The following is a 14,416-nucleotide window of genomic DNA, read 5'->3' as shown; positions in this document are numbered from 1 at the left end:
GTTAGGGAGGGAGTGATTAAGTTTGCAGTCATTAATTCATAATTCACTCAATAATAACCTTAATGAAAGCATACGTTTTCCCCGGCCAAGGCTCTCAGTTCAGCGGAATGGGCAAAGATTTGTACGAAAATAATGCCCAAGCCCGTGCGATGTTTGATAAAGCAAACGAAATTTTAGGTTTTGAGATTACAAAAGTAATGTTTGAAGGAACCGACGAGGAACTCAAACAAACCGATGTGACGCAGCCTGCCATATTTTTACATTCTGTTATTCTGGCTTCTACCATTGAAGATTTCAAGCCCGACATGGTGGCGGGCCATTCATTGGGAGAATTTTCGGCGTTAGTAGCGGCGGGAGCCTTATCTTTTGAAGATGCATTGAGATTGGTCGCCAAACGAGCCGATGCCATGCAGCGTGCCTGTGTCATCAGTCCGTCAACGATGGCGGCCGTGTTGGGTTTGGATGATGCTAAAATTGAAGAAATTTGTGCCTCGGTTGAAGGAGAAGTAGTGGTAGCGGCCAATTTTAACTGCCCTGGTCAAGTGGTGATTTCGGGGACGCACGAAGGTGTGCGCCTCGCGGGTGAAAAATTGAAAGAAGCAGGTGCTAAGCGCGTATTGCCGCTTCCGGTGGGAGGGGCATTCCACTCGCCGTTGATGGAGCCAGCCCGCGAAGAATTGGCGGCGGCCATTGAAGCAACGGCCTTTTCAGCCCCGCGTTGCCCCATTTATCAAAACGTAAACGCGCAGGCGGCTATGGAGGTAGAAACCATCAAAGAAAATCTGATTTCACAACTCACCGCGCCCGTACGCTGGACCCAATCGGTGCGGGCCATGGTGGCCGACGGTGCCGTTGAGTTCATAGAGTGCGGCCCTGGAAAAGTCTTGCAGGGCTTGGTTAAGAAGATAGCGGCGGACGTAACAACGGCAGGAGTTTAAAATGAGGATAAAAAAGTTTGTATTTTTATTTTTTATAAACTCCCTGATTATCAATTCTAAAGGCGCAGGATTGTTTTTTTTATCAGTTTTTTTTCAAAAACGACTTGACACGTAACCGATAAAGGGCTACTTTTGCACCACCAAAACGGAATTGGTGGATGGTGTAATGGTAACACAGAAGATTTTGGTTCTTTTATTCAGGGTTCGAGTCCTTGTCCGCCAACTGAAAAGCCTCGCAATTGCGAGGCTTTTTTTATTTGGGGTATTTCAACTTCGAAAAACACTAGAACCAACGACGATTTTATCGTTACACAAACTGATCCAGCACTAAAACGCCCAGTAAACCTACGATTGACACGATGGTTTCCATAACCGTCCAGGTTTGGAGCGTTTCTTTGATGGAAAGGTTGAAGTATTCTTTAAACAGCCAAAAACCGCCGTCGTTGAGGTGGGAGCAAATTAAACTGCCCGAGCCAATGGCCAATACCATCAATTCGGGTTTTACCCCTTGACTCTGGACCAATGGTGCAATAATACCTACTGCCGTAAGCCCTGCCACGGTGGCGGAGCCTACACAAATGCGAATCACTCCCGCAATGGCCCATCCTAAAATAAGCGGAGAGATTTCTACCCCTGCCAACAGCTCTCCAATGTACTTACTCACGCCTCCATCGGTCAGGATTTGTTTGAAGCCGCCAGCACCGGCAACAATCAATAAAATAATAGAAACGCTCTTAAAAGCTTCTTCGAGCGATTTCATGACGTTTTTGGTCGTTCTGCCGCGTTTAATCCCGAGAAAGTAAATGGCAACCAGCACAGAAATCAACATCGAGATTGAAGGGTCGCCCAAAAAAGCAAACACGGTGTAAAGAATGCTTTCTTCTGCAAAATTACCTTTCAACCAAGGCATAAGCGTTAGGAGCAATAAAGGCAACAACGCCACGATTAAGCTGATGCTCAGACTAGGCATTTCCGACTCGCTGAAATGCTTGGTGTTAAATAAAGAAGCGTCGGGTTTTGGGTCGTATTTTTTGAGGGTTTTGGCAAAAATAGGCCCTGCCAGAATAATGGCGGGGATAGCGACGATTAAGCCGTAAAAAAGCGTTTGACCTACATCCGCTTTAAATTGTGCGGCAATGGCCGTAGGAGAGGGGTGAGGGGGTAAATAACCATGCGCCACCGACAATGCCGACAACATCGGAACTGCCACGTACAGCATGGGCAGTTTGGTGGATGCGGCTATGGTAAAAATGAGCGGGATGACGATAACAAACCCAGCATTGTAGAACAACGGTAGGCCAATGATAAAACCCGCCAACGCCAACCCCCAAGGCAAATATTTTAAGCCAAAAATATTCATTAGGGTAGTGGTAATCCGCTGGGCTGCGCCGCTGTCAGCCACGAGTTTTCCGAGCATGGAGCCGAAACCGATAATAATGACCAAAGAACCTAGTGTACCTCCAATGCCTTTTTCGAGCGATTGACTAATCGACGTCACACTCATGCCACACGCCAGGCCAAGCCCAATACTGACCAAAACAAACGAAATAAAGGTATCTAAATGAAAATAAGCAACTAAGATAATAAGTGCTAAAATGCCCAGCAGGACGTACAATAAGAGCATAAAGGGTAGGAGTTAAGAAGTTAGGATTAGTAACTGACTTGGTACAGTTAATTTGTGCAATAATACTAACTTAATGGGTTTAAGTTGTACAAAATCGTGAGTCGAATAATTTTAACCTAACTGTCCAAGTTTTGAAAAGTAAGCAGCAGACGCTTGTAATCTACTCCCGTACCAGCTGAAGAGTTCTCCATCTACCACCAAAATGGCCGCATCTGGACAAATATTCTGAAATTCCTGAAGATGTTTTTCTTTAAAAGGATAAGGCTCGGAAGATAAAAAGATATAGTCTGGTTGGGCCTGTCTAAGTTGCTCAGCGGATATTTCGGGATAGCGGCTCAATGAGCCAAAAACATTCTGAAATCCTGCGCGATTGAGCATATCGTCGATAAACGTATCGGAAGCCGCTACCATGTATGGCTTACGCCAAATGAAGTACGCCGCTGTTTTTGGGGGGAGCTTCGTCGTTGGAAGTGCTGAAAATCCTGTCTGAATGTTTAAAACGATAGATTTCGCCTCTGATTCTTTTCCTACCAATGCTCCAACCCGTAAAATCATATCGACGGCATCTTCAAGGTTAAAGATATCCGACATCCACACGGGGAAGAATTTTTTGAGGGTGTTTATCCCAATTGCCTCGTTTTCTTCTTTATTACCGATAATTAAATCTGGATTTAGCCTTTTGATGGCCTCAACATCAAAGTTTTTGGTGCCTCCAACTTTTGTTTTTTGCGTTACCTCCTCGGCGGGGTGAATACAGTAGTTGGTTACTCCCACGATTTCTTCGCGTAACCCTAGGGCAAAGAGTAACTCAGTTTGTGAAGGTACAAGCGAAACAATCCGTTTTGGTACCACAGGTAGCGTAACTTCCTGATTCATTTGGTCTTTTACGGTCTTAGTCATGGCAAAAAAGGGTTATTTTTTACCAGACCAAGTTTTACGAATACCAATTTTTCCGCCAAACGTATTGGTATAAAGTTGTCCCTGATCAAGGGCGATGGCGGCGTTCCATTCAAGGCCTTCCCAAAGGCCAATTTGGCCATCCACTTGAAACAAACCCGAAAATTGCTTGGGTACAGATTCATAAGGGAAACCGTAGGTTCCGTAATTCAGGCTGTAGGAAAGTTTACTCAAAAAATGCAGTTTTGCGCCATAGTAGCCTTCAAAGCCAAAATGATAGACAACCACGCGGTTATTGTTAGCGATTTCATTGCTGTTATAATCATCAGAGTTGTTCGTATCTCGGTAATTGGTAATGAAAGGAGTGCCTATGATGCGTTGTTTGTATGACCAACCATCAAAGTACTGTTGGTGATTGAAGTAATTGTCACGGCCAAAAATGCCACCCTCAAAATCAAAGGTTGAACCTCCTTGGCTTTTGGTATATAAAAGTTCAAAAAGGGCTTTTTTTAGACTAAATTGCCCTTTCTTTCGTTCTGGATAAAGAAAAGTAAGAACGATTCCCTGTAGGCCATCTGCGACGTTGTTGGCCTCTTTTCGGGCTAATGAACCATCATCAAATAGACTCTGTCGGTAAACGGAAAGGCTCATGCGGCGAAATTCAAACTCTGCGCCGACATCAATGGTTCCTAAATGATTCCCAATACGATTAGTTGAGTCGAAATAAGAATTTCCTTTATTCCTGAATCCAGTAACTACAGAAATATAATCCCTGAAACTTCCAGGCAACGTTCGATTATTAACGGTCCCAATGTCACCGTAGGTTTTACCTCCCCATTGTACCTGATGGTTGAAGCCGCCGTATAACTTTAATTGGGAGGAAGGTTTTCCTATGCGGGCATAAAATGATTTCTGGTGAAGGAAGTAGCCGTAAGCGAAATCACCTGAGCCAAACCAACCATGAGCGTACGAGCCTTTGAAAGAAATCAGGTTTTTGGTGAAAGTAAGTGGAAGAAAGTCTACAATGGCCAGTTGGATTTTTGGAATGGGAAGGGCATTCCCCGACCAAATATAAGAACCGCTGCCAAGGAGTGTATCACACAAACCTACTGTTTCGCGTTTTCTACCAATATAAAACTCCCATTTCTTAAACTGTACTTTTCCGTACAATTCTGGTAAAATTACCTGACTGTTGGCTGACATATTTGCCACTAGGTCGATGCCGTACCCCGCTTTCAAATGAGGTGTTTGAGCAATGGGAAACAGGTTTTTTGAACCTCCACGAATCATTAGACCCGATGTCACAGGAACCGTAGCATATTGATTGGTTCGCATCCAAAATGGTGTATTAGCAGTTGAGCCATATCCTGTTAGCGATACATATTGTTGATTGTGATTGCTTTGTGTCGAATCTTGGGAAAATACGTTATAGGAAACGAAAAAGAGCCCTTGAAAGAATAAGTGTAATACAATGATTTTTTTTTTCACACAATTATAGCTCTTTGAATGGATTGTAGGGGTATCGTTTATTTTAAATGAAAACTGCTTTCGGACAAACATTTAAAACTGGATTAGTTGACAAATAAAATCAAAAAAACACGCCCCTCAAAAAGTATCTTCTTTATATTGCTTGCTAAAACAAGAGTAATGAACCTCGAAGAAGTAAAAAAACTCATTGGCATCCAAGAAGACCAAATTTGGTTACTAAAAGCGGCCCTTTTTGCCCCTGAGGAAGCGATTACCTATTGGGAGCTTTGGAAAAAACATAAAAATCTCAATCATATAACGAAAGATAACGCAAACTATTCCATTTTCGCTGGGGTTGATACTGAATCTTTAAGAGTGCTCCCCTTAATTTATCGAAATTTAGAACATTCTGGCGATTCCCTTTTGCCTGCATTACGGGATGCTTATCGTACCACTTGGATGTCTAACCAAAAGTTGTTGTATAGGGCACAAGAGATAGTTCGAGCCTGTAATGATGCAGGTATTCCTAACATGCTGCTTAAAGGTATTCCGATGTCTTTGCATTATTATAAAGATATGGGGGTACGACCGATGGGGGATGTTGATTTATTAGTTCCTTTAGAATATTTAGAAGCAACCATTTCTCTATTAGCTGCCTACGGGAATATTCCCGATGCTGTTGAGTACAAATATCGACATCTCATCCATGCCATGCACTGTTTTGATGAAGGGGGAATTGATGTGGATTTGCACTGGCAAGCTTTTTTCTTTCAGGAGTATCAACAGAGCAATTGGTTATTTGAAAAAAAATATTCAAAAAGTCTACAGATTGATCCCGAAAACGCTACATGGATTTTAAATGATTCATATCAACTTTTTCATACCATTATTCATGGAACATTGGAAGGACAACCAACCATTCGGTGGATTTTGGATGCTGTTACAATTTGCCACAGTCCTTCTTTTTATGGAGATATTACTCAAATAACGGAGTTTGCCGCCGCAAATCATCTCGATTATGCTTTGAAAATATGCCTTTTTTATCTTAAAAATGAGTTTCAATTATCAGGTTTTTCGGTAAATATTGATAGTAATAGCATGAAAGAAATTAATTTACAAAAAAAATTCTTTCTTTTATCGGGCCAATACACCGATAATAGCATGAAACGTACAATACGAATGTTTGTGAGACAAGGTATCGCCTATGATTTATTTTATAAAGGCTTAACTAAAAAATCAAAATTTGTATGGTTATTTGAGCGCTTTAAGTTTAGATTACAGCATGAAAAAAAACGTTTAATCAATCCAATAGCTTCAATCTAAAGTAAGCATTTCAAAAGATAAGGTACATATTTTACTTCCCTTTGGCTTTAAGCATTACAACCACTGTTTCCCAAATAATCAACATATCAACAAACAGCGAAACTTTTGTTAAGTACTGTAAATCAAATTCTAAACGCTGAATCATTTCTTCGACATTTTGTGCATATCCAAACTTTACTTGGCCAATTGAAGTGATGCCTGGCTTGACCGTCAATAATTTACTGAAATCAGGTGCAATGGGCGTTATTTGGTCAATAAAGAATTGGCGCTCAGGGCGTGGACCTACCACTGACATGTCGCCTTTTAGAACATTGTAAAATTGTGGGATTTCATCCAAGCGCATTTTACGCATGAATTGGCCCCAAGGGGTTATTCTGGGGTCTTCATTACCAAATGATAATGCCGGTCCTTCCTGTTCCGCGTTTACGTACATGCTTCGAAATTTATAAATGTGGAAAGGTTTGCCAGATTTACCAATTCTTTCCTGAGAATAAAATATAGGGCCTTTGGATGACAGCTTTGTAATTAAACCTAAGATAACCCAAATCGGCATACCCAGAAACAGAATAAATGAGGAAAAGGCAATATCGAAGATACGTTTTAGGATTTGTACTTTTATGTCCTCCCAAAAGCGGTTTGAAATATCAATAATCGGCAGCATGTCATGGTATTCAACCGTCGATTGCCTACTGAGAATGGAAGAGAAATCGATGACCAACTTTACTTGAAAATTTTCTTGCTCTGATTGTGTGATAATGTTGCCTAATACTTCATTGTTGATGTAAGGGGTACAGCAGTACACGCAATCAATGGTATTTTGTTTAATAAATGTTGTTAAACGATCATAATTTCCCCGCATAATAGACTTGTTATTTTCGTCTATGTCGCCAAAAAAACCGTAAAATTCGTAACCAAACTCGGGATAATTTTCGTAAAACTCCTTCAAAGTCGTGGCTAATTTACCGTGGCCAACAATGATGTATCGTCGTATATTATGACCCGATGCGCGGTAAAATTTAATGAAGACTACGGCAAAGACCCGCCATGTGATTCCTAGCGCCATAAATACCATAAGCATGAACAACATGTGTAGACGGGATAAATTTAAATCCCTCAAAATAATCCAAGCAAACGCCATACAGGCGGCAAACAAACCAGAAAGTGATAGGTATTGATATAAAATATTGAAAACATGAAACTTGATTCGTGAGTAATTGTAGGGCTTCACGATGACGATTAAGCCCAACCATATCAAGTTACAAACGAGTAAAAACCATTGGTACGAAGAATTTAATTCAGAAGCAAAGCCAAACTTAATGAAGTAAGCAATCCAAAAAGACAGATTGAGAAGTATCCAATCAAGAATAAGTTGAAATGGTAAGAAAAGAAATGAGTAACGATGTTTCATATTTTTCAATGATGAAGTGATTATTCTAAAATAATACAGCTTCAGTAGAACCTAAAACCATTAAATAAATATGCCCAAGATACTTCTATCTTGGGCACACTTACACAAAGAACAATTCAATATTACTTAGTAATAAGTAAATTTTGTACAAAACTTTGGTTTTTTTCGGTACGAAGGACTCGTAAGAAATAGCTACCGTTGGAAACTTTGTCACCTATTGAATATTTTGTTGCAAAATCTTTAACTTTTCCTTCCTGCTTAACCAACGAACGTCCACTCAAATCAGTAATATCAAGCGAAATTATTTCGTTGGGCGTAAACCCTTTCAAGCGAACGTCAAACGAACCATTGCTTGGATTGGGATAAACACTAACCTCCGCTTTTTCTGATGCTTCCGCAATTTGTGTGCCAATCGTAAAGTACGAAGCCCCATGCAATACAGTTTGGGCCGAGACTACGTTGTTTTCGACACTGCCCGCTGCCAGATTCCATTGATTGTCGCGCAATTGCAGGATTTGGTTGTTGGCCTGCTCCGACGCAACACTCACTTGAATGTTTTGGTTTTTGATACCCTGAACTGCCCAATAGTTGTTGCCAGTCACTTCAGCAACGGCATCAGCTAGTTTATTAGACAGACGGGTTGGGCTTTGCGTCACAAATCCAACCGAAATTTTATCGTCACTCGCAGGTTTAGAGATGGCAAACGTATGCAGTTCGAGTCCATCGCCCACGGGAAAATCAAATGCATCATCGCCCGACTTTTGAACATAACCTTTCACGTGTGAGCGGTTGGAGGCTCCCGTAATTTGAGCGTTATCGGCTATTTCAAGGGGGAATAACGCCGTATTTTCAATAATTCCTTTGCCAAACTTTAGCTCGTTCTGTACAATCAACGGGGCTTGCAGATTCACTTTCCCGACTTGCGAAAGAAAAAGTGAGCCTACGTTGATAGAATTGTCACTTTTAATCAGTTGTGTTCCTTCACCGTCCAATATTACTTGACCGTTCAAGGTCATTTGACCTTGATTAGTAATTCCTTTACGGAGATGAAGCGTACCTTCTGACTTCAAGTCACCTTGATTAATTATTTCATTGTTTAAGGTAACTACAGCACCCGAACCAATATATACTTCCGTAGAAGAAAAAAACTGGGCATGGGCAGCAGGAATACAGAGAAAACCCAGAAAGACGAGTAGTGGCTTTTTCATATTATAGAAAACATTTATGTCTATTTTGAAAATTCAATGAGTAAAGCTAAGTTTTTTTTGGATTATCCACAACAAGATAGGCTATAAGTTATCTAACGGTATCTTTGAGCCATCAGATTGAGATTTGACATAATAAAGTGAAGCAACAAGCATATTGTTCAAAAATAAATATTGGCGATTAATTCTACGGTTACCTCATTAAATTGACGGTGCCAAGTTTAGAATAAACCCGTTCCTTTGTATCAGAGTATTCTATTTTATAGGTATAAAACCCCGGGCTTAGCTCTCTTCCGTTTACGTCGGTTCCGTCCCATCCTTTAGTTAAATCTTTTGTGTTATAAAGCACATTGCCCCAGCGATCATAGACCGTTATTTCTAGCTTATTGATTAATTGTCCTTTTATATCAAATGTATCATTGAGCCCATCATTGTTGGGGGAGAAAGTATCTGGCACAAACAATTTGACCGTTCGACCGTAGCTTATTGCATTTGACAGGCTTGTTTGCCCATTGACGCTCGTAGCACGAACGCGATAAACTACTTCTACGTCATTATCACTGATGTCCATTGGCCACTCCGTAGTATTGCCAGCGGGATAAGTAGCTACGACCTGGCCATTTTCATTGAGCTTTTCAATGGTGTAGGTGTTGACTGCCGTGGAAAAAGGCGATTCAGGGGACCATTTTAGGGTTTCCTTTTCTGCTTGCAGGTAAATGGTGCAAACCGTGGGCATTGTCGCAGGTTTACGGTCGCAGGCATCAGCGTAGGCTACTTGGTAGCAAGCGCCGCTTTGTGAGGCATTTAGGGTGGAGTCAACATAAGGGCTGTTGACTCGGAGAGTTTCAACGCCATTTTTAGTAAACGAATAATTTTTTACTTTAACCGTGTTGGGAACCGTTACGCTTATCTGACCGTACAAGTTGTTTACTACGGTAGCCGTAGCACTTGTTATAGGGGCGGGATCATTTAGCACTTCAAAAGTTTGCGGGTCGCTATCCGCATTACATCCATTCAATGCTAGGGTTCCTTCCCCCCTTACTTTAATTTGATAAGCACCTGAATTTGCGTAGGTATAACTAAGGTCAGGCTGGCCGGGTGTATAAATCTGGGTTGGTTTTCCGTCCCCCCAATCTACCAAATATCGACCAAAAGCAAGACCTGTGGTATTTATCGTTAATTTAGTAGTGTTCCCGCATTCAGATGTCAGTGAAAAACTGGGTTTGGAAGTTCCATATACTTGAATCGAATTGCACCATACAGAAGGTTTTCCATTGACTGTGCCTAATTGAACAATAGAATAATAGCCAGGTTGTATATATGAAAAAGATGTTGTAGGTTTTGCTTGTGAAGTATCACCAATGTTTTTGTAATCAAAAATATAACGAGCATTAACCACTGATGAAGGGGTGGTTACCGTAACTGATCGACCAGTACACTGAGTTCCAACCTCGGTACCAGCAATTCCAAAACTCCCGTCCACCCACTGGGGACCAAACTGCGCTGGAACGGGGCACTGCGCCAAAGTAACCTGTGTGAATACCAATCCGCACAGGCACATTATATAAGGTAGAATATACCGATAGTTGAAGCAAGCCATTGTGAATAAAAATTGTATTTGCGAAATTAGAAAGAATAAGCAATATTTAAACGTACTTAAGGGCACAAAATGCTACCGTTAGATAATTTTAGGGCAAAGCATTTTTTCATTCTGTTTTTATCCCTTATTTTCGGAAAGTGAAATAGAAACGAAAACAAAAAACATACTAGACACATGAAAAAAATTCTTACTCTAGCGTTGGCCCTTAGTTGTGGGGCTGCCTTGGCCCAGAAAGCCGATAACGTCGGGATTGGAACGACAAAGCCCGACCCTTCGGCTATTTTGGACCTTAATTCTAACACGAAAGGGTTGCTACTACCCCGAATGAATCAAGCCCAGCGTGATGCAATCAAAAATCCAGCGGCGGGTTTGGTTATCTTTCAAACAGATCAAGTAGTAGGTACTTATACTTTTGATGGTACGACATGGCAACCTTCAAACGCTCGTACATCGGCTGTTAGCTCAGTAGGTGCATGGGATAAGCAAGGGAATGTGATTGATGATACTGATTTTATAGGAAGTACTAATGATAAGGCTTTAAGGTTTAAGGTTAACAATCAGTTTGCTGGGAAAATTGACTTAATTAACAATCTATATATGGGGCTATTTAGTGGTATTGCTTCCACTACTGGAGCTTCAAATGTTGGTTTAGGATATGGGGCATTGTCATCAAATACTACGGGTGCTTATAACATTGGTATAGGCCATTATGCAGTAGCAAGTAATGTTTCTGGAGGTAATAATATTGGTATTGGAACAAGTGCATTATTTAAAACAACAGGGATTTGGAATGTTGGTATTGGGAGTAATGCGTTGGCATCAAATACAACGGGGAATTACAATTTTGGCCTAGGAGGAAATGCTCTAAGTAGCAGTGTTTCTGGCGGGGATAACGTAGCAGTAGGTATTGGGGCTTTACAATATTTAATTTCAGGGAGCAATAACATGGCTCTGGGTACGTACGCTGGCGTTAATGCCACAGGCTCTAGTAATGTTTTTATCGGGTATTCTTCAGGTGCTAATGAAACAGGTAACTCAAAACTTTACATAGCTAATACAGCAACAAGTAATCCCTTAATTAAAGGTGACTTTGCATCAAGTTGGTTACGGGTAAATTCAAAAACAACAGGTTATATGGTAATTGGAGATTTTGATACGGCTCCTAGTGCTACTCCTGGAACTGGTGGTGTACCATTGCCTGCAAATGTTGGTCAAGTGAATGGGTATCGCTTAGTAGTTCAAGATGGTATTTTGTGCGAGAAATTGAAAGTTGCATTGAGAAGTACAGGAGGGGATTGGGCAGATTATGTTTTTGAACCTAGCTATAAATTAATGCCTTTAGAAGAAGTTGAAAAGTTTACAAAAGAGAATAGACATTTACCTAATGTTCCATCAGCAGATGAAATAGTAAAGGATGGTTTGGACGTATCTAAAACTAGTAAAATGTTTATGGAAAAAATTGAAGAATTGACGCTTCATGTTATTGAATTAAACAAAAGGATTAAAGAGCTGGAAGCAAAGAAGTAAAGGAATGGATTTTCATAGTAGTGCAACATAGAAAGCAAATTTGCTTTCTATGTTGCACTACTAGAATCTTTATATTGTAAATAAAGTAGTCTATAACTTTTAATCATATTATCACTATTAAATTTATTTTTCAATAATTTAAATGACTCTTCTCCAAAATTTTCCCTTAATATTTGATTATCAATTAATAGAAATAAATTGTGAATAGCTTCCGATTGTTCTTCAAAGAAAAATCCATTCTTGCCTTCTTGTAATAAGTCGATATTCCCAACACACTTGTTGAGTACTAAAGGTAATTGATGTTCCATTGCCTCCAAGACGGCAAGAGGCAACCCCTCCCACAAGGAAGTGGATATGTATATATGAGCATTTTTAAGTTCGTTACTCAAGTCTGATTTAGATAACCATCCCGTAATTCGAATATTTTCAGAATATAATTTATTAATAGACTCACCATCTCCAACCCATATAAATTTTATTCTTGGATTGTTATTGAAGAATAACGCTATTTGGTTAAACATTGTTGGATTTTTTTGATTTGATATTCTACCTACAGTTATTATGTTGATTTGATTTTCGTTTTTTGGATATAATTTTGGTTCTCGTATATAAATACCGTTATTTATAAAATCGGCTTTTATTCCGATTTTATTATAGAGTTCTGATTCTGAATGAGAAACACATATAACTTCCCCACTTAGCTTAGAAGCAATATATTCAATAGATTCAAAAAACAATCTTCTTAAAAAAGAGATGTCTTTACGTGCAAAGGGAGCACCATGTGGGGAATAGAATATAGGCACTGATTTATTAAAAAGTCCCCACACTCTACCTATAATTCCTGCTTTTGACGAGTGGAGGTGAATAATATCAAAACTATTATTTCGTAGAAATCTGGAAAAATAGAGATAACTTTTTAAATCTTTATAAATAGAAATCTTACGTTTTGCAAATTCCCACTCAATAAATTTAATATTGTCCTTAAACTTGGGTTTGATTTCGCTAATTTTAAGTTCTCTTTCTGAATATAAAATTGTATATTCAAATTCTTCAAGCGAAGTTAAGATGGATAAAAAATCAACAATGCCACTTCCAAAAGCTTCAACTACGTGCAGTATTTTTATTTTTTGATCCATAAATTATTAAAAAAGAATATAAAAAAGGGACCATTGGGGCCTTGTACCTTAATAAAGCACCAAAATTTGAATTACTAATTGACACAAAAAAACTAAAAGGTAATACAAAAAGTAAAAAAATTAAAACAATTGCTTTTTCATCTTGTTTATGAAAATTTCGAGTGCGTAAAAACAAAAAAAGAAGAAATAGGTTTTCTAATGATACAAATAAAAAAAGAACGTTTTTTGCCTCCCAAAAAAAAGGTCTAAAAAAAGATAAAAATAAGCCTGAAAATACTGTATAAGCTAAATTATTTACTGAGGAAAAATCTATATTTATAGGTTCATAATTTCCCTTACCATCGACAATTTCAGAAGCAATTGCAGTAAATTCTTGAACTAGTTCAGCAGATTGAACTAAGTTTTCAAACATAAATCGAGAGTCAAGTATACCTATAATTTGAATAATACCTAATATTAATAAAATTATAAAAATAAAAATAATTAATTTGGAAATAATGCTAATTTTTTTAAAATATGGATAGAAAACCCATATTGTTAAGGTTGGAATAAATAATACAAATATGTATGGCTTAGTAAAAAAACATATGGGAAAAAGTAAAAATAATAACACAATTAAGGACTTATTTGTTTTTTTACAAATAAATGATTTGTAAAAAAAAGTAAAAATAATCCCCATTCCTAATATTGCAATACCTTCCTTTACAATACCACAAGTATAAAAGCAAGTTGTAGGTACATAAAAAATACCCCAAGATATTTCTTTTGATAAGTTAGGATATAAAGATGCTAAATTTGCATATATTAAAAGAAATCCGATAAATCCAATAAAAGTTCCATAAACATTTATTGCTAAAAAACTGTTAAAAGAAAAAGGTAAAACAAGTAATTCAGTTTTAAACACAGAAAAAAAACCTTTACTATTTAAAAAAGAAGCAGTAACGTCATTTAAAGCAGGTAGGAAGGTGTTGTTATTGTCAGTGTTAGTAAATATTTCAAAAATAACAGATGGATTGTCAGAGATATAAGATAGCATCGTCTGCAAATGGAAATAAAATGACATTTGATCATTCCTATTTGCATAGATGGTAAATAGAATAATAAAAAAAATAAACATAAAAAAAAGCTTAAATAGAAAAGCATTTTTTACAATGTTTAAATAATATGGATTTCCATTGAAAATTTTTTTTGCCAGATATAATACAAATATATAGGAAATAAAAATGCTTAATGGAAGTATAAAAATATCAGAAAAAGTTATTAATTCGTAGCCTTGATAACTTGTTTCCAT

Annotated in this window: 11 protein-coding genes and 1 tRNA gene; 4 read left to right on the top strand and 8 right to left on the bottom strand. The window is 38.5% G+C overall.

Features of this window, described 5'->3' with window-relative positions; translation table 11 throughout:
* Positions 1-62 precede the first annotated feature (62 nt).
* Together fabD and DVG78_RS08475 are read left to right on the top strand one after the other, a co-directional pair.
* Positions 63-938: an ACP S-malonyltransferase gene (gene fabD, locus DVG78_RS08480; RefSeq protein WP_114460672.1), complete on the top strand. Its 876-nt coding sequence runs from the start codon at positions 63-65 to the stop codon at positions 936-938.
* 152 nt (positions 939-1,090) lie between these two features.
* Positions 1,091-1,161, top strand: a tRNA-Gln gene (locus DVG78_RS08475).
* Between the two features lie 84 nt (positions 1,162-1,245).
* Here the strand turns inward: DVG78_RS08475 and DVG78_RS08470 are convergent.
* From DVG78_RS08470 to DVG78_RS08460, 3 genes are all read right to left on the bottom strand, one after another.
* Positions 1,246-2,562: a gluconate:H+ symporter gene (locus DVG78_RS08470; protein ID WP_114065196.1), complete on the bottom strand. Its 1,317-nt coding sequence runs from the start codon at positions 2,560-2,562 to the stop codon at positions 1,246-1,248.
* 111 nt (positions 2,563-2,673) lie between these two features.
* Complete coding sequence (locus tag DVG78_RS08465; RefSeq protein ID WP_114460671.1) at positions 2,674-3,462, bottom strand: ABC transporter substrate-binding protein; 789 nt, start codon at positions 3,460-3,462, stop codon at positions 2,674-2,676.
* A gap of 12 nt (positions 3,463-3,474) precedes the next feature.
* Complete coding sequence (locus tag DVG78_RS08460; RefSeq protein ID WP_158549990.1) at positions 3,475-4,794, bottom strand: capsule assembly Wzi family protein; 1,320 nt, start codon at positions 4,792-4,794, stop codon at positions 3,475-3,477.
* Between the two features lie 312 nt (positions 4,795-5,106).
* Between DVG78_RS08460 and DVG78_RS08455 the strand changes: the two genes are divergently transcribed.
* Positions 5,107-6,249 carry a nucleotidyltransferase family protein gene (locus DVG78_RS08455; protein WP_114460669.1) on the top strand — a complete coding sequence of 381 codons (1,143 nt, stop codon included), beginning with the start codon at positions 5,107-5,109 and terminating at the stop codon, positions 6,247-6,249.
* Between the two features lie 31 nt (positions 6,250-6,280).
* Here the strand turns inward: DVG78_RS08455 and DVG78_RS08450 are convergent, their stop codons facing one another.
* From DVG78_RS08450 to DVG78_RS08440, 3 genes are all read right to left on the bottom strand, one after another.
* Positions 6,281-7,657, bottom strand: coding sequence for a sugar transferase (locus DVG78_RS08450; RefSeq protein WP_114460668.1), 1,377 nt, complete (start codon positions 7,655-7,657; stop codon positions 6,281-6,283).
* 122 nt (positions 7,658-7,779) lie between these two features.
* Positions 7,780-8,865 (bottom strand): T9SS type A sorting domain-containing protein, encoded by a 1,086-nt coding sequence (locus DVG78_RS08445; protein ID WP_114460667.1) that lies wholly within the window; start codon positions 8,863-8,865, stop codon positions 7,780-7,782.
* A gap of 190 nt (positions 8,866-9,055) precedes the next feature.
* Positions 9,056-10,462 (bottom strand): T9SS type B sorting domain-containing protein, encoded by a 1,407-nt coding sequence (locus DVG78_RS08440; RefSeq protein WP_114460666.1) that lies wholly within the window; start codon positions 10,460-10,462, stop codon positions 9,056-9,058.
* 174 nt (positions 10,463-10,636) lie between these two features.
* Here DVG78_RS08440 and DVG78_RS08435 point away from each other — a divergent pair, with 174 nt between their 5' ends.
* A complete protein-coding gene (locus DVG78_RS08435; protein ID WP_114460665.1) occupies positions 10,637-11,989 on the top strand; it encodes a phage tail-like protein in 1,353 nt (450 codons plus the stop codon).
* 47 nt (positions 11,990-12,036) lie between these two features.
* Here the strand turns inward: DVG78_RS08435 and DVG78_RS08430 are convergent, their stop codons facing one another.
* Together DVG78_RS08430 and DVG78_RS08425 are read right to left on the bottom strand one after the other, a co-directional pair.
* On the bottom strand, positions 12,037-13,125 hold the full coding sequence (locus DVG78_RS08430; protein WP_114460664.1) for a glycosyltransferase: 1,089 nt from the start codon (positions 13,123-13,125) through the stop codon (positions 12,037-12,039).
* The gene (locus DVG78_RS08425) at positions 13,091-14,416 is read right to left on the bottom strand and encodes a hypothetical protein (RefSeq protein ID WP_114460663.1); all 1,326 of its coding nucleotides are present in this window, start codon (positions 14,414-14,416) and stop codon (positions 13,091-13,093) included. The genes DVG78_RS08430 and DVG78_RS08425 overlap by 35 nt, the downstream gene beginning before the upstream one ends.

This window comes from Runella aurantiaca, from assembly GCF_003339505.1.
In the GTDB taxonomy this organism is placed as follows: Bacteria; Bacteroidota; Bacteroidia; order Cytophagales; family Spirosomataceae; genus Runella; species Runella aurantiaca.
The sequence above is the reverse complement of the archived record's forward strand: the minus strand, read 5'-3'. Positions and strand labels throughout refer to the sequence as shown.

Bases quoted from the DNA above. Each gene is read 5' to 3' on its own strand.
- DVG78_RS08465 (WP_114460671.1), bottom strand. From the start codon at position 3,462: ATGACTAAGACCGTAAAAGACCAAATGAATCAGGAAGTTACGCTACCT.
- DVG78_RS08435 (WP_114460665.1), top strand. From the start codon at position 10,637: ATGAAAAAAATTCTTACTCTAGCGTTGGCCCTTAGTTGTGGGGCTGCC.
- fabD (WP_114460672.1), top strand. From the start codon at position 63: ATGAAAGCATACGTTTTCCCCGGCCAAGGCTCTCAGTTCAGCGGAATG.
- DVG78_RS08425 (WP_114460663.1), bottom strand. From the start codon at position 14,416: ATGGAAACAAGTTATCAAGGCTACGAATTAATAACTTTTTCTGATATT.
- DVG78_RS08470 (WP_114065196.1), bottom strand. From the start codon at position 2,562: ATGCTCTTATTGTACGTCCTGCTGGGCATTTTAGCACTTATTATCTTA.
- DVG78_RS08440 (WP_114460666.1), bottom strand. From the start codon at position 10,462: ATGGCTTGCTTCAACTATCGGTATATTCTACCTTATATAATGTGCCTG.
- DVG78_RS08430 (WP_114460664.1), bottom strand. From the start codon at position 13,125: ATGGATCAAAAAATAAAAATACTGCACGTAGTTGAAGCTTTTGGAAGT.
- DVG78_RS08460 (WP_158549990.1), bottom strand. From the start codon at position 4,794: ATGCGAACCAATCAATATGCTACGGTTCCTGTGACATCGGGTCTAATG.
- DVG78_RS08450 (WP_114460668.1), bottom strand. From the start codon at position 7,657: ATGAAACATCGTTACTCATTTCTTTTCTTACCATTTCAACTTATTCTT.
- DVG78_RS08455 (WP_114460669.1), top strand. From the start codon at position 5,107: ATGAACCTCGAAGAAGTAAAAAAACTCATTGGCATCCAAGAAGACCAA.
- DVG78_RS08445 (WP_114460667.1), bottom strand. From the start codon at position 8,865: ATGAAAAAGCCACTACTCGTCTTTCTGGGTTTTCTCTGTATTCCTGCT.